The sequence below is a fragment of the Roseicyclus marinus genome, from assembly GCF_030163795.1.
Taxonomy (GTDB): domain Bacteria; phylum Pseudomonadota; class Alphaproteobacteria; order Rhodobacterales; family Rhodobacteraceae; genus Roseicyclus; species Roseicyclus marinus.
Window position 1 is genome coordinate 215,913 of the sequence record NZ_JASJOF010000002.1, and the last position, 25,258, is coordinate 241,170.

Annotated in this window: 22 protein-coding genes; 8 read left to right on the plus strand and 14 right to left on the minus strand. The window is 66.6% G+C overall.

All coding sequences use genetic code 11. The features are described 5' to 3' along the window. Positions 1–37: 37 nt before the first annotated feature. Positions 38–1,444: a magnesium transporter gene (gene mgtE, locus QQK63_RS03895; RefSeq protein ID WP_277827353.1), complete on the minus strand. Its 1,407-nt coding sequence runs from the start codon at positions 1,442–1,444 to the stop codon at positions 38–40. Between the two features lie 109 nt (positions 1,445–1,553). Between mgtE and guaD the strand changes: the two genes are divergently transcribed. Next, positions 1,554–2,840, plus strand: a complete 1,287-nt coding sequence (guaD, locus tag QQK63_RS03900) for a guanine deaminase (RefSeq protein WP_277827351.1) — start codon at positions 1,554–1,556, stop codon at positions 2,838–2,840. A gap of 52 nt (positions 2,841–2,892) precedes the next feature. Here guaD and glmM read toward each other — a convergent pair whose 3' ends face one another. Together glmM and folP are read right to left on the minus strand one after the other, a co-directional pair. Next, on the minus strand, positions 2,893–4,236 hold the full coding sequence (gene glmM, locus QQK63_RS03905; RefSeq protein WP_277827349.1) for a phosphoglucosamine mutase: 1,344 nt from the start codon (positions 4,234–4,236) through the stop codon (positions 2,893–2,895). Positions 4,237–4,254: 18 nt separating this feature from the next. After that, positions 4,255–5,286, minus strand: a complete 1,032-nt coding sequence (gene folP / locus QQK63_RS03910; RefSeq protein ID WP_277827347.1) for a dihydropteroate synthase — start codon at positions 5,284–5,286, stop codon at positions 4,255–4,257. 113 nt (positions 5,287–5,399) lie between these two features. On the opposite strand from folP, the gene QQK63_RS03915 reads away from it, so the two are divergent. After that, positions 5,400–5,894 (plus strand): GNAT family N-acetyltransferase, encoded by a 495-nt coding sequence (locus QQK63_RS03915; protein ID WP_277827345.1) that lies wholly within the window; start codon positions 5,400–5,402, stop codon positions 5,892–5,894. Here QQK63_RS03915 and QQK63_RS03920 read toward each other — a convergent pair. The 7 genes from QQK63_RS03920 to QQK63_RS03950 all read right to left on the minus strand — a co-directional run bounded on the left by QQK63_RS03920 (position 5,842) and on the right by QQK63_RS03950 (position 14,712). After that, on the minus strand, positions 5,842–6,786 hold the full coding sequence (locus QQK63_RS03920) for a dihydroneopterin aldolase (protein WP_277827342.1): 945 nt from the start codon (positions 6,784–6,786) through the stop codon (positions 5,842–5,844). The two genes, QQK63_RS03915 and QQK63_RS03920, sit on opposite strands and share 53 nt — an antisense overlap. A gap of 74 nt (positions 6,787–6,860) precedes the next feature. Continuing rightward, positions 6,861–7,583 carry a cell wall hydrolase gene (locus QQK63_RS03925; RefSeq protein WP_277827340.1) on the minus strand — a complete coding sequence of 241 codons (723 nt, stop codon included), beginning with the start codon at positions 7,581–7,583 and terminating at the stop codon, positions 6,861–6,863. A 170-nt stretch (positions 7,584–7,753) separates the two neighbouring features. After that, entirely contained in the window at positions 7,754–10,297 is a 2,544-nt protein-coding gene (locus tag QQK63_RS03930; RefSeq protein WP_277827338.1) for a putative PEP-binding protein, read from the minus strand. 101 nt (positions 10,298–10,398) lie between these two features. Beyond that, positions 10,399–12,612: a glycine--tRNA ligase subunit beta gene (gene glyS / locus QQK63_RS03935; RefSeq protein WP_277827336.1), complete on the minus strand. Its 2,214-nt coding sequence runs from the start codon at positions 12,610–12,612 to the stop codon at positions 10,399–10,401. Positions 12,613–12,616: 4 nt separating this feature from the next. Further along, the gene (locus QQK63_RS03940; RefSeq protein WP_277827333.1) at positions 12,617–13,309 is read right to left on the minus strand and encodes an FkbM family methyltransferase; all 693 of its coding nucleotides are present in this window, start codon (positions 13,307–13,309) and stop codon (positions 12,617–12,619) included. Between the two features lie 3 nt (positions 13,310–13,312). Continuing rightward, positions 13,313–13,780, minus strand: coding sequence for a DUF6446 family protein (locus QQK63_RS03945; protein ID WP_277827331.1), 468 nt, complete (start codon positions 13,778–13,780; stop codon positions 13,313–13,315). Then, positions 13,777–14,712 (minus strand): glycine--tRNA ligase subunit alpha, encoded by a 936-nt coding sequence (locus QQK63_RS03950; protein ID WP_277827329.1) that lies wholly within the window; start codon positions 14,710–14,712, stop codon positions 13,777–13,779. Before QQK63_RS03950 ends, QQK63_RS03945 begins: the two co-directional genes overlap by 4 nt. A gap of 226 nt (positions 14,713–14,938) precedes the next feature. On the opposite strand from QQK63_RS03950, the gene QQK63_RS03955 reads away from it, so the two are divergent. Beyond that, the gene (locus QQK63_RS03955) at positions 14,939–16,735 is read left to right on the plus strand and encodes a serine protease (protein ID WP_277827826.1); all 1,797 of its coding nucleotides are present in this window, start codon (positions 14,939–14,941) and stop codon (positions 16,733–16,735) included. A 230-nt stretch (positions 16,736–16,965) separates the two neighbouring features. On the opposite strand, the gene QQK63_RS03960 is transcribed toward QQK63_RS03955, so the two are convergent. The 3 genes from QQK63_RS03960 to QQK63_RS03970 form a co-directional block, all read right to left on the minus strand. Beyond that, positions 16,966–17,520, minus strand: a complete 555-nt coding sequence (locus QQK63_RS03960; protein WP_277827327.1) for a fasciclin domain-containing protein — start codon at positions 17,518–17,520, stop codon at positions 16,966–16,968. A gap of 132 nt (positions 17,521–17,652) precedes the next feature. After that, positions 17,653–18,417 carry an anti-sigma factor gene (locus tag QQK63_RS03965; RefSeq protein WP_277827325.1) on the minus strand — a complete coding sequence of 255 codons (765 nt, stop codon included), beginning with the start codon at positions 18,415–18,417 and terminating at the stop codon, positions 17,653–17,655. Beyond that, the gene (locus tag QQK63_RS03970) at positions 18,414–18,956 is read right to left on the minus strand and encodes a sigma-70 family RNA polymerase sigma factor (RefSeq protein ID WP_277827323.1); all 543 of its coding nucleotides are present in this window, start codon (positions 18,954–18,956) and stop codon (positions 18,414–18,416) included. The genes QQK63_RS03965 and QQK63_RS03970 overlap by 4 nt, the downstream gene beginning before the upstream one ends. 149 nt (positions 18,957–19,105) lie before the next feature. Between QQK63_RS03970 and cobS the strand changes: the two genes are divergently transcribed. The 4 genes from cobS (at position 19,106) to QQK63_RS03990 (ending at position 22,063) form a co-directional block, all read left to right on the plus strand. Then, on the plus strand, positions 19,106–20,092 hold the full coding sequence (gene cobS / locus QQK63_RS03975) for a cobaltochelatase subunit CobS (protein ID WP_277827321.1): 987 nt from the start codon (positions 19,106–19,108) through the stop codon (positions 20,090–20,092). After that, positions 20,089–20,499 carry a hypothetical protein gene (locus tag QQK63_RS03980; RefSeq protein WP_277827319.1) on the plus strand — a complete coding sequence of 137 codons (411 nt, stop codon included), beginning with the start codon at positions 20,089–20,091 and terminating at the stop codon, positions 20,497–20,499. The genes cobS and QQK63_RS03980 overlap by 4 nt, the downstream gene beginning before the upstream one ends. 80 nt (positions 20,500–20,579) lie before the next feature. Then, the gene (locus QQK63_RS03985) at positions 20,580–21,035 is read left to right on the plus strand and encodes a thermonuclease family protein (RefSeq protein WP_277827317.1); all 456 of its coding nucleotides are present in this window, start codon (positions 20,580–20,582) and stop codon (positions 21,033–21,035) included. 74 nt (positions 21,036–21,109) lie between these two features. Then, positions 21,110–22,063, plus strand: coding sequence for a threonine/serine dehydratase (locus QQK63_RS03990; RefSeq protein WP_277827315.1), 954 nt, complete (start codon positions 21,110–21,112; stop codon positions 22,061–22,063). A gap of 111 nt (positions 22,064–22,174) precedes the next feature. On the opposite strand, the gene QQK63_RS03995 is transcribed toward QQK63_RS03990, so the two are convergent. Next, positions 22,175–23,188, minus strand: a complete 1,014-nt coding sequence (locus tag QQK63_RS03995; RefSeq protein ID WP_277827313.1) for an alpha/beta fold hydrolase — start codon at positions 23,186–23,188, stop codon at positions 22,175–22,177. Positions 23,189–23,359: 171 nt separating this feature from the next. On the opposite strand from QQK63_RS03995, the gene cobT reads away from it, so the two are divergent. Then, positions 23,360–25,234 (plus strand): cobaltochelatase subunit CobT, encoded by a 1,875-nt coding sequence (gene cobT / locus QQK63_RS04000; protein ID WP_277827310.1) that lies wholly within the window; start codon positions 23,360–23,362, stop codon positions 25,232–25,234. The last annotated feature ends 24 nt before the right edge of the window (positions 25,235–25,258 follow it).

A 25,258-nucleotide genomic window follows, 5' to 3' on the forward strand; every position in this document is an offset into this window, starting at 1 on the left:
GGCTAGAGAGCCGTCAGCGGCACTCGGCAGGCCAAGATCACAGCAGGAGCACGACCGCCAACCCGAGGAAGGCGAAAAAGCCCACCACATCCGTTACGGTCGTAACGAAGGCCCCGGACGCCAGCGCCGGATCGATGTTGAGCCGGTCGAGCGCCACGGGGATCAAGATGCCCGCAAGCCCCGCCACCAGCAGGTTGATGACCATCGCACTGGCGATCACCACGCCCAACATCGGGCTGCCGAACCAAAACAGTCCGATCACCCCCATGACCACGGCGAAGACTGCGCCGTTGATCAGGCCCACGGCCGCCTCGCGCATAACCACGCGCATCAGGTTGGACCGTGTTAGGTCGCGCGTCGCGATGGCGCGCACCGCGACGGTCAGGGATTGCGTCCCCGCATTGCCGCCCATGGAGGCGACGATGGGCATCAGAACCGCCAGCGCCACGATCTGGGTGATCGCCGCCTCGAATTGCGAAATCACGAGAGAGGCGAGGATCGCCGTGATCAGGTTCACGAAGAGCCACGGAAAGCGCTGCCGCGTCGTTTCGATCACGCGATCCGAGAGGCTCGATTCCTCGCCCACGCCCGCGAGTTTCAGAAGATCCTCCTCGGCCGCTTCATCCAGCACGATCATCGCGTCGTCGATGGTGATGACACCGACCAGCCGCCCATCCTCGTCCACCACGGGGGCGGAAATCAGGTGGTACTGGTTGAAGGCATAGGCCACGTCATCCTCGTGCTGGGTCGCGGGGATGGCGCGGAAACTGTCCTCCGTGATCTCGCGCAGTTCCGTCTTGCGCCCGGAGGACAGGAGCCGCCCGAGCGTGACATAGCCCGTGGGCTTCATGCGCGGATCGGTCAGGATCACGTGGTAGAATTGTTCGGGCAGGTCGCGCTTGTGGGCGCGCAGGTGGTCGATCATCTCGCCCACGGTCCAATGCTCGGGCGCATGGACCACCTCGCGCTGCATCAGGCGGCCGGCGGTTTCCTCGGGGTAGGCGAGCGCGCGTTCGACGGCGACCCGGTCGGCGGGTTCGAGCGCGTCGAGGATCTGCTCGATCTGGTCATCCTCGAGATCTTCGACGAGGTCGACCACATCATCCGAATCAAGCTCGCGCACGGCATCGGCCAGAACCTGTTCCGGCAGCAGGCCGATGACCTCTTCGCGCAGACCCCAATCAAGCTCGGACAGGACCTCGCCGTCGATCCCCTTGGACCAGAGCGCGAGCCAGGCCGCGCGTTCCCCGTCCGAGACCTGTTCCAGAAGGTCGGCGATATCGGCGGCATGGAGCGGTTCCATCAGCGCATCGATGGCCGCGACATCGCCGGTAGCCACCAGCGCCTTCAGCTGTCCGCGCAGTCCTTCGTCGAGCGCATAGGCATCGCGGCCCTCGTCGGCCTCCCGATCGCGCAGGATCGTCTCGTCGTCCTGGTCCGCCATGCCTGCCCCCAATTCACTCGTGCCGCGTCGTCGGTTTGCCCCTAACATAGGACGCGGGGGGCGGCTATCACCGGGGCGGGAATATCGACGTGAAAGAGGCAGGTGCGCCATGCATGACAGGCTGATCCTGGGCCAGACGCTGGCCTTTGCGGGCGATCCGTTCCTGCTGGGCCCCGAGGCCGCGGACCACGAGCGGCGGGGCGCCATCCTGATCCGCGATGGCAAGATCGCGGCCATGGGCGATGGCGCAGCGCTGCGCGCGGCGCATCCCGGGGCCGATGTCACAGATCATGGCGCGGGACTGATCCTGCCCGGTTTCGTCGATGCCCATGCCCATTACCCCCAGACCGCGATCATCGCGAGTTGGGGCAAGCGGCTGATCGATTGGCTGAACAGCTATACCTTTCCCGAAGAGGCGCGGTTTTCCGATCCGGCCTATGCGGCGGAGGTGGCGGGCCGATACCTGGACCTGATCCTTGCCCATGGCACGACGACGGTCGCCAGCTACGGCACGATCCATCCCCAAAGCGTGGAGGCTTTTTTCGAAGCTTCGCAAGCGCGGGGAATGCGGGCGCTGGCGGGCAAGACCTGCATGGATCGCGACACGGCCCCCGCCTATCTGCGCGACACGGCGCAATCGGCCTATGACGATACGGCGGCTTTGATCGCACGCTGGCACGGGGTGGACCGGCTGTCCTACATCATCACGCCGCGGTTTTCGCCCACCTCGACACCCGAACAGCTGGAGGCGCTGGGGGCGCTTTGGGCGGCGCATCCCGATTGCCTGATGCAGACGCATTTGAGCGAACAGACCGACGAGATCGCCTGGGTGAAATCGCTTTACCCGCAGGCGCGCGATTACCTCGACACCTACGAGGCGCATGGGCTTTTGCGGCCGAACGGACTTTACGGCCATGCGATCCATCTGGAGCCGCGCGAGATCGACCGGCTGGCCGAGGTGGGCGCGGCGGTGGTGCATTGTCCGACCTCCAACACCTTCATCGGATCGGGGCTCTTCGACATGGGGCTGCGCGCGCGGATGCGGGTGGGGCTGGCCACGGATACGGGCGGTGGATCCTCCTTTTCCATGCTGCGCACGATGGCCGCAGCCTACGAGATCGCGCAGTTGCGCGGGCAGGCGCTGCACCCGTCCGAATTGTTATGGCTGGCGACCGGCGGCTCGGCGGAAGCCTTGCGGCTGGGGGACCGGATCGGGCGGCTGGCCTTGGGGCGCGAGGCGGATCTGGTGGTGCTCGACCTTGGCTCCACCCCCGGCATCGCGCAGGCCGCGGCGCGGGCGGAGGATATCTGGCAGGCGGTCTTTCCCACGATCATGATGGGCGATGACCGCGCAATCGCGCAGGTTTATGTCGCGGGACGGGCGGTCAAGGGCTGAAGCCCGCTTCTCTGCTTCCCGAATATCCCGAGCGCTCCCGTTGGGTCGGCGTTCAGACAGCCGCCTCGACCGCGCCGACGATCTCTTCGACCACGGCGACCATCAGGGCCTCGTCCTCGGCCTCGGCCATGACGCGGATGAGCGGCTCGGTCCCCGATTTGCGGATCAGGAGACGCCCCTGCCCGTTCAACCTCGCCTCGCCCGCGGCGATGGCGGCCTGCACGGTGGGTGCGTCGAGCGGGGTCTGACCGGCGGCGAAGCGCACGTTGCGCAGAAGCTGCGGCACGGTTTCGAAACTGCGCGACAGCGCGCTGGCGGGCTGGCCCGTGCGCACCATCTCGGCCAGGAACTGGAGGCCCGCGATCAGCCCGTCGCCCGTGGTCGCGTAATCGGTCATCACGATATGGCCCGATTGCTCACCGCCGAGGTTCAGGCCATGGGCGCGCATCGCCTCGACCACGTAGCGGTCGCCCACGGGGGTGCGATGAAGGCGCAAGCCGCGCGCATCGAGGAACCGTTCGAGGCCGAGGTTCGACATGACGGTGGCGGCCAGCGTCTGCCCCTTGAGGCGCCCCTCCGCCGCCCAGCGCTGCGCGAAAAGCGCCATGATCTGGTCGCCATCGGCAACCTTCCCCGTCTCGTCGAGCAAGATCACGCGGTCGGCGTCGCCATCAAGGCAGATGCCCACATCGGCCCCGGTCTCGCGGATCTTGGCCGCCGCCGCTTCGGGCGCGGTCGAACCGACGCCTGCGTTGATGTTGCGCCCGTCAGGGGTGACGCCGATGGCGATCACCTCGGCCCCCAATTCCCACAAAACCTCGGGGGCGGCGCGATAGGCCGCGCCATTGGCGCAATCGATCACGACCTTGAGCCCGTCGAGCGTGAGGCCCTGCGGAAAGGTCCCCTTGACGCGTTCGACATAGCGGAAGCGGCCATCGTCGATCCGCTTGGCGCGGCCGATGTTCTGGGCTTGAGCGGGCTGGATTTCGGCTTCGACCAGCGCCTCGATCTCCATCTCGGCCTCGTCCGAGAGCTTGAAGCCGTCGGGGCCGAAGAACTTGATCCCGTTGTCTTCGGCCGGGTTGTGGCTGGCCGAGATCATCACGCCCACATCGGCGCGCATCGAGGGCGTCAGAAGCCCCACGGCGGGCGTCGGCACCGGGCCGAGCAAGAGCACGTTCATGCCCGTCGAGGTGAAGCCCGCGGTCAGTGCGTTTTCGAGCATGTAGCCCGACAGGCGCGTGTCCTTGCCGATCACGACGCGATGGGCCCGGCTTCCGTCGCGGCGGAAATAGCGCCCGGCGGCCGCGCCGAGGCGCAGCGCCATCTCGGCGGTCATCGGATAGGAATTGGCGCGCCCGCGGACGCCGTCTGTGCCGAACAGCTTGCGTGTCATTTCTGCCCTCGTCCTTTTTTATGGCCCCGTGGGGCCTGCCGCGGCGAGCGCCTGCCAGAGCGCCAGCGCCTGCCGGTGCTGTTCCATATCATGAACGCGCAGCATCTGCATGCCCTGCGCGATCCCCCACAGGCCGATTGCCGCCGATCCGGGCGCGCGGGCGGCGGCCTCGGGCACGCCCGCGATGGTGCCGATCATGCCCTTGCGCGACACGCCCAGCAAAACGCCGCAGCCCAGCCCGTGAAACAGGCTGAGCCGGCGCAGGAGGGCAAGGTTCTGGTCCAGCGTCTTGCCGAAGCCGATGCCGGGGTCGACCATGATGCGCGCACGCGGCAGGCCCGCCGCTTCGGCCTGCGCGACGCATTGGGCCAGCGCGTCATAGACATCAAGGAGCACGTCGCCATAGGCCTCGGCGGCAAGCCCCTGCATGGTTTCGGGCGTGCCGATGGAATGCATCACGATCAGCCCCGCGCCCGCAGCGGCGGTCACACCGGCCAGATCGGGATCGTGGCGCAGGCCCGAGACATCGTTGACGATGCCCACCCCCGCCGCGAGCCCTGCGCGGGCGACGGCCGATTTGCGGGTGTCGAGGCTGAGGGGCAAAGGGAAAGCGCGCGCGGCCAAGGCTTCGATCACCGGGGCGACGCGGGCGATTTCCTCGGCCACGGGCAGGTCGGGCGCGCCCGGGCGCGTGGATTCGCCGCCGATGTCGATCAGGTCCGCGCCTTGGGCGCGCATCGCCTCGGCCCTGGCCAAGGCATCTTCGGTCGCGGCGTGGCGGCCGCCGTCCGAGAAACTGTCGGGCGTGACATTGAGGATGCCCATCAGGCGCGGGCGGTCCAGCGTCAGCCCGCCAAAGGGCGCGCGAGGCGCGAGGAACGGGGCCAGCGCCTCGGGCGCGACATCGGCGGCGGGCACGATGCGGGGCGCGGCGTGGCGCGACAGCACCTCGACATGGGTGAATCTCACCCAGCCCCCGGCAAGGGTCAGGGCGGCATCCGTCCGGGCCGGGTCGGTCAGGGGGATCGGGCGCAGGTATTCCGTGGTCATGGCGCGCGCCTAGCGGGCAGGATGCGCGGTGACAAGAGCGAGAATGGCCCGCACGCGCCCTTGGCGAAGACTGCTTATTGACGCAACGTCACTTTCCCCTTCAGATGCAGGCCATGGACGCGCCCATTCTATTCCGAACCGCCCGCCTGTCAGGGTGCGCGCCAAGGGGCGCGGCGGCCCCGCTATACGCGGCGCTGTTCGGGCCCGAGGGCGGGGCGAACCGATTGGCGGCGGACATGCTGGACTGGTCTCGGCACGGGGTTGCGCCATGGACCTTGTCCCATGCCGGACACGCGGTCGGCGTCGCGGGCTTTCGCATCGGGTTCGGCGGAAAGGGGTTGGACCTGTCGTTTCATTTCCTGCCCGATGTGGCGGGACAGGGGCTGGCCAGCGAATTCGTGCAGGCCGCGCTGGACCACGGCACGATGACGCTCCGCGAGGATCGGTTCTTTGCCCGTGTCGGCGCGGACAACGCGGTCTCGATCCGCATCCTTGAAAAGGCCGGGTTCCGCCGCGAGGCGGATGAGGGTGGGGGCCTGGTGATGCGCCTGTCGATCAGGATGCCGACGTCGGCACCGGAGCTAAGGCATCCAGCCGCGTCAGCCTGAGACCTGCGGGCGGGTCCAAGCCCGCGGGCGCGCCGAAGGCCACGACCTCGACCGCGACGAAAGCCTGCGCGAGCCAGAGCGCGAGGGCAAAGGGATCGCGGACCGCCGCCCCCGGCCCGTCATGGGCATCCAGCACCAGTTTCGAAGGGGCCCAGACGCTGATCTGGCCATGGCGCATGGCCCAATCCAGTTCCGTGCGGCTGTCCACGACCACGCAGCGCGGATCGCGCGCGGCAAGGACCCAAGCCGATTGTTCGATGGCCAGAAGGTCGATGCGCCGTTGCGGCATGGCATGGGCCGCCTGTGGCGCAGGCAGATCGGGGCGACCGACACAGAGGATCACGGGCGCGCCGCCTTCCTCCAGCCGGTCGAGGAGCTGGGAGAGATCGGGGCGCGCGATGGCCTCGGACGACAGGTAGACGACGCGGGGATGGGGCGCATCATCGGGCAAGAGGCGCAGGCGACGCCGCGTGGGCGGCGCGTTGCGCAAGATCTCCACGCCCAGCACATAGGGGCCGCGGTCGAGCTTGCCGATGCGGACGAAACAGCGCGCGGCAAGAGGATGGGCAAGGATGTGGTCGGCGATGCGAGCGGCCAGCGTTTCCAGCAGGTTGACCCGTTCGGCGGCCAGTGCCGCATCGATCGCCTCGACGATCGTGTCGTAGCTGAGGATGCGGTCGACATCGTCCACGGCCTGTTCGGCGCGGGTCTCGACCTCGACCACCACGTCGAATTGCACGGTCTGGGTGATGCCGCGTTCGGCCTGAAAGGCTCCGATCTCGACCTCACGGCGGTGGTCGGTCATCGAAATGCGGTCGCGCGGCGGATCGCCTGCCAGCGCCTTTGCGCGTTCGGACGGGTGGCGGAAGGCCTGGGCAATCTCGTCGGTCATGACCCTCGGCCTAGCATGGGGCAGGCGCCCGCGCCAAGGCTGCCGGCGGCGCATCGGGGGCGATCCGCGACGCCTCAGTATTGCTGGCGGTAGAAGATGTGGCTGCCGTAGCGGGCCGTACGCGGATAGACCCGGGCCCAATGCGGGCTGACGTAATGGGCATGGTAATGTGTGGCCCCGGCGGTCAGGTCGCGCGGCGCGTCATCGAGCATGATGCGCGCGATATTGCCCGCACGGTTCCATGCCCGTTGGTCGGTCACGATCTCGGGGATGCCGTCGCAGGTATAGGTAAACTGGCAGGCGTAGCGCCGCCCGGTGCCCTGATTGACCACGCCACAGACGCTGTCGGGGTAATTGGCGCTGTCGACGCGGTTCAAGATGACCTCGGCCACGGCATACTGACCTTCGATGGTTTCGCCGCGGGCCTCGAAATAGATCGCTTCGGTCATGCAGCGCCATTGCGCGTTGCCCCGCGGACGCGGCAGCGCATCGAGCCGTTGCACAGACATGACGCGGTTGTCGCGTCCGGATCGGGTCGCGCCGGTGAAAGGCGCGCCGATCTGGCGGACCCTGTCGCCCGAGAGCCCCGAGAGCGAGGCGGTTTCGATGCCCATAAGCGCGCCGAGCCTGCTGCCGATCTCGCTGTCGATCTCGGTATCGAGACCGGTCGCAAAGCCGCTGTCGATCTCGATCGCGATGCCCGGGGTCGAGGAACTGGCCGTGACATCGGCCCGTGCGCCCGCACCCAGCAATAGCATGGCAGCGCAAAGTGCTGCGCCTGTCCGACGGTTTGCCATCTCGTCACCCTTTCCGGGGTCTTTTGCCCCGCTTCGGTCTGCTCAGCCTCTGACCGCGAATCGGGTTTTACCCGCGCTTGGCAAAAGCGCAAAACCGACACCGGGTCTTGCGGGTGGCGCCATCGAGATGACTAGAAATTGATGTGATGACTTGGAGTTCGGCGTCGATCTTAACGCGATGCCTTAGGATCGGCGGGCAAATCCCTGTCCTGAATGGACAACTGCGCGGCCGCCAATTTCGCCACCGGAACCCGGAAGGGGGAACACGATACGTAGTCGAAGCCAGCCTTGCGGCTGAAGGCGATGGCGGAGGGCTGGCCCGCATGTTCGCCGCAGATCGAGATGATCAGATCGGGACGGGCGGCGCGCCCTCTTGCAGCGCCAAGATGCATCAATTCGCCCACACCGTCGACATCGAGCTGGGTGAACGGGTCCTCTGGAAAGACACCCTGTTGCACATAAGCCGACATGAACCGCCCCGCATCGTCGCGCGACAGGCCATAGGTCATCTGCGTCAGGTCGTTGGTGCCGAAGGACAGGAAGGCGGAATGTTCCGCGATCTCGCCCGCCCGAAGCGCCGCGCGGGGCGTTTCCACCATGACGCCGAGGCGATAGGTGAAATCCTGCCCGGTCTTGAAGCGCACCTCGGCGGCGATGGCATCGACGCGGCCCTTGACCAGCTCCACTTCGCGCCGGGCCGAGACCAGCGGGATCATGATCTCGGGCACCACGGGAGCGCCTTTGCGCGAGGCCTTGATGGTGGCCTCGAAAATGGCGCGCGCTTGCATTTCGTAAATCTCGGGCACGGTCACGCCCAGTCTGACGCCCCGCATCCCGAGCATCGGGTTGAATTCCTGCAAGCTCTCGATCCGGGATTGGACGCGCGACACGGGCAGATCCAACGCCTCGGCCAGCGCGCGGATGCCGTCGCGGTCGCCGGGCAGGAATTCGTGGAGCGGCGGATCGAACAGGCGGATCGTGACCGGCTGGCCCTGCATCATCTGGAACAATTCGATGAAATCGGCGCGCTGCATCGGCAGGAGACGGTCAAGCGCGGCGGCGCGATCGGCCGGGTTCTCGGCAAAGATCATCTCGCGCATCACGGTGAGGCGCGCAGCGTCGAAGAACATGTGTTCGGTCCGGCACAGCCCGATCCCGTCGACGCCGAACCGCTGCGCCATGGCCGCATCCTCGGGTGTGTCGGCATTGGCGCGAATGCCGATGTCGCGGGCGGCATCGGCCCAATCCATCAGCGTGGCAAAGGCCCCGCCAAGCGCGGGTTCGACCATCGCGGCCGCCCCCGCCAGCACATCGCCGGTGGACCCGTCGACGGTGATCACGTCGCCCTCGTGGAAGATCTTGCGACCCGGGACGGTCAGCGTCTTCTTGCGGCTGTCGAGCATGAGGCGCGTGGCCCCGGTGACGCAAGGCAGGCCAAGGCCGCGCGCGATCACGGCGGCGTGGCTGGTCATGCCGCCGCGTTCGGTCAGGACGGCCTGCGCCGCGTGCATTCCGCGAATATCCTCGGGCGAGGTTTCGCGGCGGACAAGGATGCAGGGCTCACCCTGCGCGGCCATGGCCTGTGCGGCGCTGGCGGAAAAGACGATCTTGCCGGTCGCGGCCCCGGGCGAGGCGGCGATGCCCCGGGTCAGCACGTCGCGCGCGGCGGTCGGGCTGACCTGCCGGTGCAGGAGCTGGTTGAGCGTGAAGGGTGGGATGCGCAACAGCGCCTCGTCGCTGGTGATGATGCCATCCTCGGCCAGCGCCACGGCAATGGCGACCTCGGCCCGGCCCGAGCGGGGACATTTCACCGCGTCGAGGATCGAGAGATGCCCGTTCATCAAGGTGAACTCGATCTGCATTTCCTCGCGCAGGCGTTGGCGCATCTGGGCACCTGCGGATTTCAGCGCGGCGACCTGTTCGGGGGCCACATCCTGAAGCGATTTGCCGCGTTTGTCCGAGACGATGAATTGCGCATCGCTTTCCGACAGCGCGGCACGGCCCTGCGCCTGCGGCAGCCAGCGGCCCGTCACCTGCGCCTCGCCGGTTTCGGGGGAGGCGAATTGCACCACGCCCGATCCCGACAGCCCCTGCCCGATGCCAAGCGCCATTTCCTGCACGACAAGGCCAAGGCCCGCATCGACAGGTGCGCCCTGCGCCTGCCGAAGGAGGCGGGCGGTCGTGCCTTCCCAGGCGCGGGCCATGGATTTCAGCACCTCGGCCAGCTGTTCGCAGGGATCTTGGGGAAAGGGTTCGTCCATCTCCGCCTCGAAGGCGGATTTGGCGAGGCGGGGGGTGATCGGCCCTTCGAAGGCGTCGGCATCGAGGCGCAGAACATCGACCGCATAGGCGCGGATGAAGCTGACATAAAGCGCATCGGCGGCCGAGGGGCCGTGTGTCTTGGCCAGTTCGGCGGCCTTGTCGTCGTTCATCCCGATGTTGAGGATCGTGCCCGGCCCGCCCCAATCGGGCATCTGCGAGGACGACCGCACCGACAAAAGCGCGCCCGGCCCGAAAACATCGAGAAGCGCGCGGATATCGGGCATCCGCCCACCCGCGATGGCGCGCACGGTGTCGAAGCGAAGCGCGACGGTTTTCGGCACGGGCAAGTCGAGCCGCACCAGCCGCTGCAGGCATTTCGCACGGTTCCCATGGGTCGAGGTGCGAATCTCGGCCGTGGGCGTGATCGTGGTGAAGTCGGGCGTACTCAACATGCGGGAACCTTGTGCATCCGCAGCAATAGATACAACCGATGCGCGAACTGTCCAGAGAAATGGACAGATCGACCGTCACGTCGCCCGATTTGTCGCCCGTCTCAGCCCTCGATCCGCGACAGGTCTGCCACCGCGCCGCAGGTATCCACGATCCGGTAGAGCAGGTTGAGGCGGTTGCGCCGCACGACCTGATTGTCGGCATTGACCTGCACGGCGGTGAAGAAGGCGTCGATGGGGGCGCGAAGGCTGGCCATATGGGTCATGGCAGCGGCGAAATCCTCGGCCTCGAGGGCGGGTTTGATCGCAGCCTGTGCGGTGGCGAGCGCGTCGAACAGCGCGCGTTCCTCGTCCGTTTCGGCGAATTTCGGATCGGCCCCGTAGCGGTATTCGACGCCGTCCTTTTCCTCGGCCTGCGTCAGGATATTGGCCGCGCGGCGGTAGCCCTGGACAAGGTTTTCGCCATCGGGCGTGGCGAGGAAAGCGGCCAAGGCGCGGGCGCGGGCGACGACGAGGAAAAGGTCGTCGGCGGGCGGTTTGGCGAGCGCCGCATCGATGATGTCGTGGCGGATGCCCTCGTCGCGGAGATGGACCTTGAGGCGGTCATGGAAGAAGGCGAGGAGGTCATCCGACTTATTCATTGTCTCGCTAAAGTAGTGCCCCAGGGATTCCTTAAATTTCTCAAGATTCTCTGATTTATATGCTTCGAGGAGATTTTCCGCACGCTGATCACGAAGCGACTCGAGAGCTTCCATTTCTCGCCCGAGTGGCTGGCCGGCGTTAATGGCAATTCTGCGGATGATCGGATTGCCAAAGCGCCCTTTTAGGTCGATCCGAACCCCATTCTCCAGCACCATCCGCACCACGCCCAAGGCCGCCCGGCGCAGCGCATAGGGGTCCTTCGACCCTGTGGGCTTCTCGTCAATCGCCCAGAACCCTGTCAGCGTGTCGATCTTGTCGGCCAGCGCCACGGCGAGCGCGACGGGGGCTGTCGGCACCTCATCCCCCTGCCCCATCGGTTTCCAGTGGTCTCGGGCTGCATCCGCGACCTCTGCCGCGCGGCCTGCGGCCAGCGCGTAATAGCGGCCCATCACGCCCTGCAATTCCGGGAATTCGCCCACCATTTCCGAGCGCAGATCGGCCTTGGCGATCCGCGCGGCTTCCTCGGCCAGATCGGCATCCGCGCCCACCATCGGCGCGATTTCGCGCGCCAAGGCGGCGATGCGGTCGATCCGCGCGGCCTGCGAGCCGAGTTTCGCGTGGAAGGTCACCGATGCCAGACCGTCGAGCCAGTCGCCCATCCCCGCCTTGGCCACGCGCAGGTCGTTTTCCCAGAAAAACGCCGCATCCGACAGCCGGGCCGAGAGAACCTTTTGATTGCCCGCAAGGATCGTCGCGCCCTGATCGGCGGTTTCGCGGTTGGCGACGGTGATGAAGCGCTCGATCCGGCCCGTTTTCGGATTGCGGACGGAAAAGAATTTCTGATGCTCGCGCATGGAGGTTTGCAGCACCTCGGGCGGCAGGTCGAGGAAGCGATCCTCGATCCGTCCCATCAGCACCACGGGCCATTCGACCAGCCCCGCAACCTCGGCCAGAAGGCCGGCGTCAGCCACCAATTCAAGACCGGCGGCGAAAGCCATCTGTTCGGCCTCGTGCTGGATATGTTCGGCGCGCTCGGCGGCCGACAGGATCACATGGGCGCGTTTGAGCTTGGCCTCGTAATCGGCGAAGCCTGCGACGGTGAAACGGGCCGGCGCCATGAAGCGATGCCCCTCGGTCGTGTTGCCCGAGACGATGCCATCGACCTCGAAGGGCACGATGTCCGATCCGGTTTCCGAGCTCAGCAGGCACAGAATGGATTGCAGCGGCCGCACCCAGCGCAAGGAGCCCGCGCCCCAGCGCATGGATTTGGGCCATGGGAAATCGCGGATCACGCGGGTGACCACATCGGCGATGATCTCGGGCGCGGGGCGGCCCGGTTTCTCGATCACGGCGACATAGACCTCGCCCTTTTTCTCGGACCGGGTCTGCAACTGGTCGCGGGTCAGGCCCGCGCCGCGCAAGAACCCCTCGATCGCCTGATCGGACGCGTCGGTGCGGGGGCCGCGCCGTTCCTCGCGCGTGGTGGGGCTATGGGCGGTCAGCCCCTCGATGGTCAGGGCCAGACGGCGGGGCGTGGCGAAGGCCCCTGCACTGGCATAGGTCAGCCCCGCCTCGACAAGACCATCGGTCACGAGCCGTTTGAGGTCATCCGCGGCACGGGCCTGCATGCGGGCGGGAATTTCCTCGGAAAAGAGTTCGAGGAGAAGATCGGGCATGGTTTCAGATCCAGTCGAGGTTGACGCGGGTGACGGGGTATTCTGCGGCGATGGTCTCGCGCAGGGCGGCAAAGCGGGGGCGCAAGTCGCGGAATTTCATCTCGTGGGTTTCGGCCACGGTCAGACCGACGAGGTCAAAGAGGCGATGGGCCTGCATGTGTTCCAAGAGGTCAAGCTCCGCCCCCTCGATATCCATCTTGAGGAAGGCGATGCGACCCGATTTGGCAGCCAGATCGCGGATCATGTCGGGCAGTGCGATCATCGCGACCTCGATGGTCGCGCCCTCGGCTTCGTCGATGTTGCGCCCGCCGGAGATGACGGTCGATTTCACCGAACCGCTCATCGGGTTGTCGTCGAAATTGGCGGCGCGCATCAGGCGAACGGTCCCGGCTGTGACACCCACGGCCGCATTGTGAAGCGTCACGTTGGGCTTGTCCGCGACGCGGGCTGACAATTGACCGAAGGCGAACGGGTCGGGCTCGAAGGCATGAACGGTCGCGCCCGTCTCGGCCAAGGGGCCGGTGACGGCACCCACATTCGCGCCGCAATCCAGAACCACGTCGCCGGGTTGCAGCATCGACAAGATACCCTGCAACAGACCGCGGGCGAATTGCGCGCGCTCGTTGCGCTGCGCGCGGCGCTTGAGCTTGTCGTGGGCGGCTTTGAGCGCCTCGAACTCGGCCTGAAGGTCTGCCATGCCCTACCCCTCCAACCGTCCGTTCCACTGGTGCCAGACATAGGCGCGGCCATCGGGATAGACGGCGATGACACGGTCGGCACCGGGGCGCACCTCGGTCTGCGCGAGGATTGCCTGTGCCGCGCCGCTTTCGAGATCAGCGCCGATGACCTCGGCATCGAAACAGCCGAACCAATCGGGCGCGATGAGCGGTACGGCCTCGGCCACGGGCGCGGCCCCTGCCACAAGGCGCGCGGCGACATCGGGGGCGATGGTCAGGCAAGCGCGGAAGCGCAGCGGCGAGGTGTCGGCGTCGATCGCCTCGGCGCTCAGGGGGCGGAGGGTTTCCAAAGTGCCGTCGGCAAAGGTGATGTCGAGCGTCTGGAGTGCAACGGGTGCGTAATAGGCGCGCGTCTGGAAATACCATTGCGCCGCCCCGAAGACGGCGGTGATGCCGAGGATGGCCAAGACGATCCAGCGCCCTGAGGTCATGCCCCCGCCGCCTCCGGCACCCAGCCGCCCGCGCGGGTCTGGACGAAGGCGTCGGCGCAGAGTTTGGCAAGCGTGCGGACGCGGCCGATGTAGGCCTGACGCTCGGTCACCGAGATGACGCCGCGCGCGTCGAGCAGGTTGAAAAGATGGCTCGCCTTGATGCACTGGTCATAGGCCGGGTGGACCATCAAGATGCGCTTGCCGGTCTTGGGGTCATCGGCGCCAGCCTCGAGCAGGCGGCGGCATTCGGCCTCGGCATCCTCGAAATGGCGGAGCAGCTTTTCGGTGCTGGCGGCATCGAAGTTGTGGCGGGAATATTCCTCCTCGGTCTGGCGGAAGACATCGCCGTAGCTGAGCGGGATCGGCGCGGCAGGGTCGTTGAAGGGCATGTCCATGACGTGGTCGATGCCCAGCACATACATCGCCAGACGTTCCAGCCCGTAGGTCAATTCGCCCGATACCGGGTGACAATCATGCCCGCCGACCTGCTGGAAATAGGTGAATTGCGACACTTCCATACCGTCGCACCAGACCTCCCAGCCGAGGCCCCAAGCCCCCAGCGTCGGGCTTTCCCAATCGTCCTCGACAAAGCGGATGTCGTGCAGCGCCATGTCGATCCCGATGGCCTGAAGCGAGCCGAGATAGAGCTCCTGCAGGTTCGGGGGCGAGGGTTTGATGATGACCTGATACTGATAATAATGCTGGAGCCGGTTGGGGTTTTCGCCGTAGCGCCCGTCCGTCGGGCGGCGCGAGGGCTGGATATAGGCGGCCGCCCAGGCCTGCGTGCCCAAGGATCGCAGCGTGGTGGCGGGGTGAAAGGTACCTGCCCCCACCTCCATGTCGTAGGGTTGCAGGATCGCGCATCCCTGCGCGGCCCAATACGCCTGCAGGCGCAAGATGATCTCCTGGAAACTCCGGGGGGTGTCGGACATGGGCTGCACCGGTCTTTCTGGCTGCGTCGGGATCTGGTTGGCGATCTGGGGCCGGGTCTCTCTAGTGTCACAGGTGGGCACGGTCAACGCGCAGCCTGCGCCAAGTGGCTTGCGGTGTCCGGTTTTTATGGTGCATTCGGACCTTGCTTTGATAACGTCCGACGCGGCGGCGCCCGGCGCCTCTGGCGCGGTCCCAGAAACGTAAGACGCAGGGAATTTGAGCGAGATGCAAGTGAACGGATTTCGGCGGCTGCTGGCAATCATGCTGGCGGCGATGGTTTATGTAACGCTCGTCCTGCCGGGTCCCGCCCATGCGCAACAGGGCGTCTTCATCCAGATCGAAAGCCACGCCGCCCTGACCGAAGCCGAAAGTCGGGCGCGCGCCTATGCCCAGATCGTGCCCGATGTGAACGCGTTCCGCGCCAATACCGGGCTTTATGCCGTAGCGCTTGGCCCCTACGCGCCCAATGATGCGCAGGGGCTGTTGCGGCAGCTGCTGGCCCAAGGGCTGGTGCCGCGCGACAGTTTCGTGGTGACGGGGGAACCCTACGTCACGCAGGTCTATCCGGTGGGGGCCAATGTCTTGGCCAATCCGGCGCAGACCCTGACGGAACCCGACGCCACACCGCCCAGCATCGAGCAGAGCATCCTGCCGCAGCCCGGCACGCCCGTGGCCGAAACCGTGATCGAGGAACCTGAGGAAACGCTGCAGCAGGCCCGCCAGAGCGAGGCGCAACTGGACCGCGCGGGGCGCGATGCCCTTCAGATCGCGCTGCAATGGTTCGGCTTCTACAATTCGACGATCGACGGTGCCTTCGGCCCCGGTACGCGTAATGCCATGTCGTCTTGGCAGGCGGATCGCGGCTTCGAAGCGACCGGCGTTCTGACCACGCGCCAACGCGCGCAATTGCTGGAGGAATACAGCTCCGAACTGGCCGCCCTCGGGATGGAAAACGTCACCGAGGAACGGGCCGGGATCCGGATCGACCTGCCGCTCGCGATGGTGCGCTTTGCCGATTACAACTTCCCCTTCGTCCAGTACGAGAGCGTCGGTGACAGCGGGGTGCAGGTGCTGCTGATCAGCCAGCCGGGCGACCGCAACACATTGTTCGGGCTTTACGAGATCATGCAGACGCTCGAGATCGTGCCGCTGGACGGTCAGCGCGAACGGCAGGGCGACCGGTTCCTTCTGACCGGGCAATCCGACAATTTGCGCAGCCATACCGAGGCGCGGCTGACGGGCGGCGCGGTGAAGGGTTTCACGCTGGTCTGGCCGCCGGAGCGTGACGCGGAAATCGCCCGCGTCCTGCCGATGATGCGCGACAGCTTTGCCGCGCTTGACGGCGTGCTGGATCCCGGCGCGATCCCCGAGGGCGTGGAGAACGACATCGACACGATTTCGGGCCTCGACGTGCGGCGGCCCGCACGGGTGCGCTCGGGCTTTTACGTCGATGCTCAGGGCAGTGTCCTGACCACGACCGAGGCCGTCGAGGGACAATGCGCGCAGGTGCTGATCGACGAGGCCTACGAGGCCGATATCGCCTATCGCGACGATGCGCTGGGTCTTGCCGTGCTGCGCCCGCGCCAGCGGCTCGCGCCCATCGCCTTTGCCCAGATGGCCCCCGCCCCCGGGCGGCTGCGCGCCGATGTGGCGGTTGCGGGCTTCCCCTTTGACGGGGCGCTCGGCACGGCCTCGATGGTCTTCGGCACGCTGGCCGAGTTGCAGGGCATCGACGGCGAACAGACGCTGCAGCGTCTTGCGCTGCCCACCGCCGACAGCGAGGCGGGCGGGCCCGTCTTCGACCTGACGGGATCGGTTCTGGGGATGGTGCTGCCGGGCGTCAGCGGGGCGCGCGCCCTGCCCGAGGATGTGACCCTTGCGCTGCGGGCGGATCAGTTGGGCGATGTCTTCGCCGCGGCGGGGCTGAACCCCACGCTGTCGACACGGACCGAAACCCTCAGCCGTGACAGGCTGGCGCGGCTTGGGGCCGACATGACCGTGACCGTCACCTGCTGGAACTGACCGGACCAAGAAAAAGGGGGCCGCAGCGATCGCGCGGCCCCCGGACTGGTTCCGGACAGGGAAGGTGCAAGACTTACGCAACAGTACCTGGGGTTGCACCACATGATCCGCGTTGGGACATACGCGCGGATCACGCCCCGTCCGGAAGGGGTCGGCCAGCCTCCGGGTTTGGCACATGAGAGGCCGACCTGACACCGCGAGCGATGGCTGGCGCGCGGTGTTTCGAAAGATCAGTTCGCGTCGGGCAGAAGCACCGTGTCGATGACGTGGATCACGCCGTTCGACTGGTCGACATCGGCCTGAGTGACCGTGGCCATCCGGCCCTGTTCGTCCTCGATCATGACGCGACCGTTGACCATGCGCGCGGTGAAGGTGCAGCCGCCGACGGTCTCGATCGGATGCGCGCCACCCGAGTCGCGGATCATGCCCACGATATCGGTCGAAAAGGCCTCGGCCGCGACGACGTGGCAGGTCAGGATCTCGACCAGACGGTTGCGGTTGCGCGGCTCCAGAAGGGCGGCGACCTGATCTTGCGGCAGGGCGGCGAAAGCGTCGTTGACGGGCGCAAAGACGGTGAAGGGACCAGCACTCTGAAGCGTCTCGACAAGGCCCGCGGCCTGAACGGCGGCGACAAGCGTGGTGTGGTCGGCCGAATTGACCGCATTCTCAACGATGTTGCGCTCGGGGAACATCGGCGCACCGCCGACCATCGGAACATTCTGTGCGACGGCTGCGCCGGCGATCAGCGTGGCGGTCAGGGCCGCCGTTAAGGTCGTCTTTTTCATGTCGTCTCTCCATCTGTTGGTCTACGACCACCGCCCAAGGTCGGGGGTGGCGATGTCCAAACCACGAAGAGACGGACCGGAGGGTTTCAGAAAGATCGCAGCGACATGTTCACGCTTGCGTGAGTGCCGCGGTCAGAGCGCGACAAGACGGCCCAGCGCAAGGATCGCACCGGTGGGCTGGCCGGTGGGGGAACCGCCGACGGGTTCGTCGGAAATGGCGATGGCGGCACCGGCCCCGAACCTTTGCGAGACTTCGGGCGGGGGGGTCAGCGTGGTCAGAGGCTCTTCCCCCAAGAGGCCGAGCGAGATGGGCGGCGTGCCCTTGTCGAGCACCAGCCAGACCTCTTGCGCGCGGCCGTCGGTCGGGCCGCCCGCGACACGACGAATTTGCAGGGCGCCGCCCGGTTCGCGGGTCACGGCGAGACCCAGACCCGATCCCTCGAGCGGCAGAATATGCGTCATCAGGATCGTGCCGGGCGGGATGCCCCCGATCTCGGTCGCGCCCGCGTCCACGGGCGGCGCATCGGGCCGGTCGAGCACGGGCAGGACGGCCACGCCGACGGCCAAGGCCGCAACCGCGCCGCTGAGCGCGGTCAGGCCGCGCCAGAAAGCCACCCGATCCCACAGCGAGACGGCCGCCGATGCGGAAGGCGTCCCGGGCGCAATCAGGGCCATCACCGCGGCCTCGAGCCGCTGCGGCGGGGCAACCGGAGCGACCTCGGCTTCGGCCATGGTGGCGAAACGCGCCTGCCAATCGACCACGGCGCGCGACAGCACCGGATCGCGCCGCAGGCGCGCCTCGAACGCCGCGCGTTCGGTCCCATCGAGAAGCCCAAGCGCGTATTCCGCGGCAAGAACCTCGTCTTCGGGCATCTGGTCGTCGGGCCGCCCGGTCATCGCGACAGGCACTCCTTCAGGCTCAAAAGGCTGCGGCGCAGCCATGTCTTCATTGTATTGAGCGGCACATCGTGCAACTCGGCCAGTTCCTTGTAGGACTGGCCTTCCAGATAGGCCCCGCGCACCGCGTCGGCGCGATCGGGGGGCAATTCGTCAAGGCAGCCGGAGATCCGGCGCGCCTCTCCCGCAGCGATGGCGCTGGCCTCGGGCGTGGGCCCGGGTGCGGCCATCGGGGCCACGGCATCCAGATCGGCGGTCGGCGGCCCTTCGGCACGCAGGCGGTCGATGGCGTGGTTGCGCGCCACCGTGATCAACCATGTCATCGGGCTGTGGCCTGTGACCCGGTACCGGTCGGCGCGGTTCCATATCTTGACGTAGACCTCTTGCAACACCTCTTCGGCTCTCGACCGATTGACCAACACACGCAGGCAGATGCCGAAAAGTTTCGCCGAGGTTGCGCGATAAAGTTCGGAAAACGCCTCTTGGTCGCGCAAGGCGACGCGGGACAGGAGGTATTCGAGATGATCGCGGTCAGACATGGCCGCAAGATGCGCGTTTCATGCCTTGCTGATAGCGCGGGGCCCCCCGCCTTGACCAGCCCGGTTTTTGTCCCTTCCCCTTGCGGCCCCGGGCGATATGTTGCATCCCCGAGACCACGCCCAAAACCCCAGCAACACCCGAGGACTTCATGGCAGACGGCAGCTTGAGCATGGACGCGAAACCGACCGAGGAGATCTCGGTCCGCGAGGTGTTCGGCATCGACACCGACATGAAGGTCAAGGGGTTCGCCGACCGCAGCGACCGCGTGCCGGAATTGGACAGCACTTACAAGTTCGATCCCGACACGACGATGGCGATCCTGGCGGGCTTTGGCTACAACCGCCGCGTCATGATCCAGGGCTATCACGGCACCGGCAAGTCGACCCATATCGAACAGGTCGCCGCCCGCCTGAACTGGCCCGCCGTGCGCGTGAACCTCGACAGCCACATCAGCCGGATCGACCTGATCGGCAAGGATGCGATCAAGCTGCGCGACGGCAAGCAGGTGACCGAATTCCACGAGGGCATCCTGCCCTGGGCGCTGCGCAATCCCGTCGCCATCGTCTTTGACGAATACGACGCGGGCCGCGCCGACGTGATGTTCGTGATCCAGCGGGTTCTGGAACATGACGGCAAGCTGACGCTGCTCGACCAGAACGAGATCATCACGCCGCACAAATATTTCCGTTTGTTTGCAACGGCGAACACCGTGGGGCTTGGTGATACGACCGGCCTGTACCACGGGGTGCAGCAGATCAACCAGGCGCAGATGGACCGTTGGTCGCTTGTCGCCACGCTGAACTACCTGCGCCACGACGCGGAGGCCGCGATCGTTCTGGCCAAGAACCCGCATTACAACACTGAAAAAGGGCGCAAGACCGTGGGCCAGATGGTGACGGTCGCCGATCTGACGCGGACCGCCTTCATGAATGGCGAATTGTCGACCGTCATGTCGCCGCGTACGGTCATCACTTGGGCGCAGAATGCCGAAATCTTCCGCGATGTCGGCTATGCGTTCCGCCTGTCCTTCCTCAACAAATGCGACGAGTTGGAGCGGCAGACGGTCGCCGAATTCTACCAGCGCTGCTTTGATGAGGAATTGCCGGAAAGCGCGGCCTCGATGAGCCTCGGATGACGCTGCGGGGTCTTGTTGGGGCGATCTGTTTGGCCGCCCTGCCCGCCCTTGCCCAAGCGCAGGAAACGCCAACTCTGCGCGATGCCGTCGCGGCGGGCGAGCCACCTGCCTATATCGGGATGCGCTGCGCGGGGTTTTTTGCCGGTGGATTGGCGGTCTTCGGCCCGGATCTGCCCGAGGATCTGCGCGAGCGCACCGCGACCTTCATGGGGCTTTTGGTGGTCACGACCGTGCGGACGCTGGAAGAGGGCGGGATCGATCGCACCACGGCCGAGGCGCAGGTGGGCGAGGGCCTGATGCAATGGTCGGCCTTTTACGAGACACTGATGCGCGAGACGCCGGATCTCGATGCCGAGCCGCTTTACGTCGCCGACAGCGCCGACTGCCTGTCTGTCGTGAGCGGCTGACGCGCACTGTTCGCAGGGCTTTACGCGACCGGCAAAGTGTTAACAAAAGGTTAATTTTTCGCTCGACAGGTTAAGGTTTGGTGCCCATCTATCCGGGCATGCAGCACATCCTTAACCTTGCTTTTGCGCTGATCGTCCTTGGCGGTGCAGTCACCCTGACCACCCCCGCCACAGCCAGTACGGACACCCCGCCCTGCGTCGTCATCCGGGTGGTCGACGGCGATACTGTCGATCTGGACTGCCTCGGCGAAGGCCGGTTTCGCGCGCGGCTGACGGGCTATGACACGCCCGAAACCCACAACCCGCGCTGTTCGGCCGAAGCTGTCCACGGGCAGGCGGCGACATGGCGTCTGCGGGCGCTGGTCGCGGAGGCCCGCCGGATCGAAGCGCGGCTGGGAAGATGGGACCGCTACGAGCGGCGGTTGGTGCAATTGTCGGTCGATGGGCGCGACGTCGGCCAACGGCTGATCGCCGAGGGGCTGGCGCTTCCCTATGATGGCGGGCGCAGGCCCGATTGGTGCGCGCGCCTACGCTGAGGCGCGGTTGGTCTGTGCGCCTGTACAGAGGCGCGGTTGACCCGGCAGCAGGGCCGGTCCATCGTCGCGTCACCATGACATATCCCACACCCGACGACATCACCGCCGCCGCCGCCCGGATCGCGGGCCGCGTGCGCCGCACCCCCATCTTGCAGGTGGAGGGCGCGGCGCTGGACCTGCCCTGCCCTGTCACGCTGAAACTGGAACACACGCAGGTCACCGGATCCTTCAAGGTCCGGGGCGCGTTCAACACGATGCTGGCGGCGGGCGTGCCGCCTGCGGGCGTCGTCGCGGCCTCGGGCGGGAACCATGGCGCGGCGGTCGCCTATGCGGCGACGGAGTTGGGCCACCGATCCGTCATCTTTGTCCCCAAGGCCATCGCCAAGGAGGAAAAGCTGCGCCGGATGCGGATGTTCGGGGCCGAGGTGATCCTGACGGAGGGGTCCGTCGCCGATTGCATGGCGGCCTATGCCGCCCATGCGGAGGATACCGGCGCGCTGTCGGTCCATCCCTATGACACCTTCCCGACGCTGGCGGGCCAAGGCACCGTGGCGCGCGAGATCGAAGCGCAGATGACCGAGGGCGAGGCTGGCGGGATCGACACGATCCTTGTCTCGACCGGCGGCGGCGGGCTGATCGGGGGCGTGGCCGCGTGGTTCCGGGACCGGGTGAAAGTGGTGTCGGTCGAGACGCATGACACCAACACGCTCGAACGCTCGCTGCGCGAGGGGCCGGAGTTCAGCGCCAGCCCCTCGGGCGTGGCCGCCAGTTCGTTGGGCGGGCCGAGGTTGGGCGTGATGTCCTATGACGTGATCCGCGATTTCGTCGATCAGGCGATCCTTGTGGACGATGCCGCCGTATATGACGCGGCCAAGCGCCTTTGGGAGGCCACGCGGCTGATCGGGGAACCGGGTGCGGCCGTGGCGCTGGCGGCGCTGACCTCGGGCGCCTATGTGCCGGAGCCGGGCGAGCGGGTCTGTGTGCTGCTGTGTGGGGGGAATGCGGAACCCGGTTGGTTCGGGGGGTAAGGGGCCCCGTATGTGATGGTCGGGACGCCCTTGTCGCGGTGAGACCACGACCATTCCGGCCAGAGAACCACCGCGCGGTCGCAGCGGCCCGGAAGGCCCTGTATCCACCGCTCAATCCGCGAGCAATTGGTCCACCGCCTTGCGGATCGCGATCAGATCCTCGTGCGAATTCTGCGGGTTACCGGCACGGTGTCCCCAATTCGAGCGGATGGGCCGAAGCTCTGCATTCGGCATCATGGCGGTTTCGATCCGGCTGTCCTCGACCGTGAAATAGAGGTCTGTTGTCGAGGGCATGATGATGGACGGCGCTGTGATCGCGCCGAGGGCAGCCTCGAGGTTGCCGCCGAAGACGGCATTGTCGGAAATATCGGAGTCGATCCAAGTCTGGATCATCGACAACAGATCCATCGGATCGCGGCGCAGGAAATTCCCCTCCCAGGCGCGGGTCACGTAATCCTCGCGCGAGGTGAAGCCCGCGTCGGCCCACAGTTCTTCGCGGTAAAACGCTTGGCTCAACGCCCATCCCGCATAGACGCGCGCGAATGCCCGCAGACCGCGGATCGGACGTTGGGTGAACCATTCGCCGTTCCAGCCGGGATCGGCCGTCAGCGCGGCGCGCAAACCCTCGAGAAAGAGCTTGTTGTGCGGGCTGGTGCGGGCGGAGGTACAGGTTGCGCAAATGCGCGCGACCCGGTCCGGATGGAGCGCGCCCCAGTGCAGCGCCTGCTGACCGCCCATCGACCAGCCATAAATCAGGGCGATACGCTCGACCCCGAGCACCTCTCGCAACAGGCGGTCTTGCGCCGCGATGTTGTCGAGGTGTGAAAATGTGGGCGCGCGACCATGCGTGAATGGATCGGCAAATGTGCTTGGGCTGCTCGACAGCCCATTCCCCAACTGGTTGGGGATCACGATGCAGTAGCGTTCCGGATCGAGGATGCCTTTCGGACCGATCAGCCAGTCGATGTCGGAATGCTGCGCCCCGTAGGACGTGGGGTAGAGGATCAGGTTCGACCTCTGCGCGTTCAACTGTCCGTAGGTTTTGTAGGCAAGGTGAAGAGAGGGGACGACCACACCACAGGCAAGCCTGGTGGGACCAAGATTGAAGGTCTCGTGATCGGTCATACCGGTGCCTTTCGGTGAACTGAAGGGAAACGGTAGAGAGCGGGAAGAACCCTGTCCACAGGTCAGCTTGGGCAAGCCTGCCAGGACGGGAGATTGTCTTGACCACCGGGGGCGGCCGGACCTGCGCGACGGCCCTTGCCCTCCCCCCGCCTTCGCGCCACATTCCCGGCCATGGCAAAGCACCCCACCGACAACCCGGCAGACCCGTTCAAGAAGGCGCTCGCGGAAGCGACCCGCGTTCTGGCGGATGATCCCGAACTCGCCGTCACCTATTCGGTCGATCCGCCGGGTATTTCGGGCGACAGCGTCCGCCTGCCGCAGGTGAGCCGCCGGATGACGCGCGAGGAAGTGCTGCTTGCGCGCGGCACCGCCGATGCGCTGGCGTTGCGCCACCGCTACCACGATGCGGGCACGGCGGCGCGCTATGCCCCGCAGGGCGCCATGGCGCGCGACCTGATGGAGGCGATGGAGATCGCCCGTTGCGAGGCCGTGGGCGCGCGCACCATGCCGGGCACGGCCGGCAATATCGACGCCAAGATCGGGCACGAGGCGCGGCGCAAGGGCTATGGAGATATCCGCGACCCGGCCGATGCGCCGCTGGCCACCGCCGCGGGCTACCTGATCCGGCATCTGGCCACGGGCCGCGCGCTGCCGCCCGAGGCCGCGAACGTGATGGAGCTGTGGCGCGGCTTCATCGAGGATCGCTGCGACGGCACGCTGGAGGATCTGGACAAGGTTCTGGGCGATCAGGCAGCCTTTGCCCGGTTCGCGCGGCGCATGATCGACGACCTTGGCTATGGCGACCAACTGGGCGACGACCCCGACGAGATGGATGACGAGGGAGAGGACGAGGCCTCGGACGAGCAGGACGACCAGCCCGACTCGACCGGCGAGGACGACAGCCAGGAAGAGGATGCCGAGGCCAATCCCGAGCGCAGCCAGGAGCAGCAGCAAGACCAATCGCAGGCCCAGGTCCAGATGGACGACCAGGGCGATATGGACGAGGCCGACGAGCAGGAACTGCCCGATGGCGAGGCCCCGCAAGAGCCGCCGCCTGTCCCGCCCCATTCGGATGCGGATCCGACCTATGCGGTCTTTACCACCGCGCATGACGAGGAAATCGCCGCCGAGGATCTGGCCGAGGCGCAGGAACTGGAACGGTTGCGCGCCTATCTCGACCAGCAGCTGGAGCCCCTGAAGGGGGCGGTGTCGCGGCTGGCCAACAAGCTGCAGCGGCGGTTGCAGGCCCAGCAGAACCGCAGCTGGGAATTCGATCTGGAGGAAGGCACGCTGGATGCGGGTCGGTTGGCGCGCGTGGTGGCCAACCCGACGACGCCGCTCTCGTTCAAGATCGAGAAGGATACCGAGTTCCGCGACACGGTGGTGACGCTGCTGTTGGACAATTCGGGGTCGATGCGCGGCCGGCCGATTTCGATCGCGGCAATCTGTGCCGATGTTCTGGCGCGCACGTTGGAGCGCTGCGGCGTGAAGGTCGAGATCCTGGGCTTCACCACGCGGGCCTGGAAAGGCGGCAAGGCGCGCGAGGAATGGCTGGCGCAGGGGCGCCCGCAGCAACCGGGCCGCCTGAACGATTTGCGCCACATCGTCTACAAGAGTGCGGATGCGCCGTGGCGGCGGGTGCGCGACAACCTCGGGCTGATGATGAAAGAGGGGCTCTTGAAGGAAAACATCGACGGCGAGGCGCTGGAATGGGCGCATCGCCGGATGGCGGGCCGCCCCGAGGCGCGCAAGATCTTGATGGTGATTTCCGATGGCGCGCCGGTCGATGACAGCACCTTGAGCGTGAACCCGGCCAATTACCTTGAAAAGCATCTGCGCGATGTGATCGCGATGGTGGAAAAGCGGCGCGCGGTCGAATTGCTGGCGATCGGGATCGGCCATGACGTGACGCGCTATTACCAGCGCGCGGTCACGATCACCGATGCCGAGCAATTGGCGGGCGCGATCACCGAGCAGCTGGCCAGCCTGTTCGACAGCGACCCGCGCGCACGGGCCCGCGTCATGGGCATGAAGCGCGCAGGCTGAGCGGGGCGGAAAACGCCGCGTTTT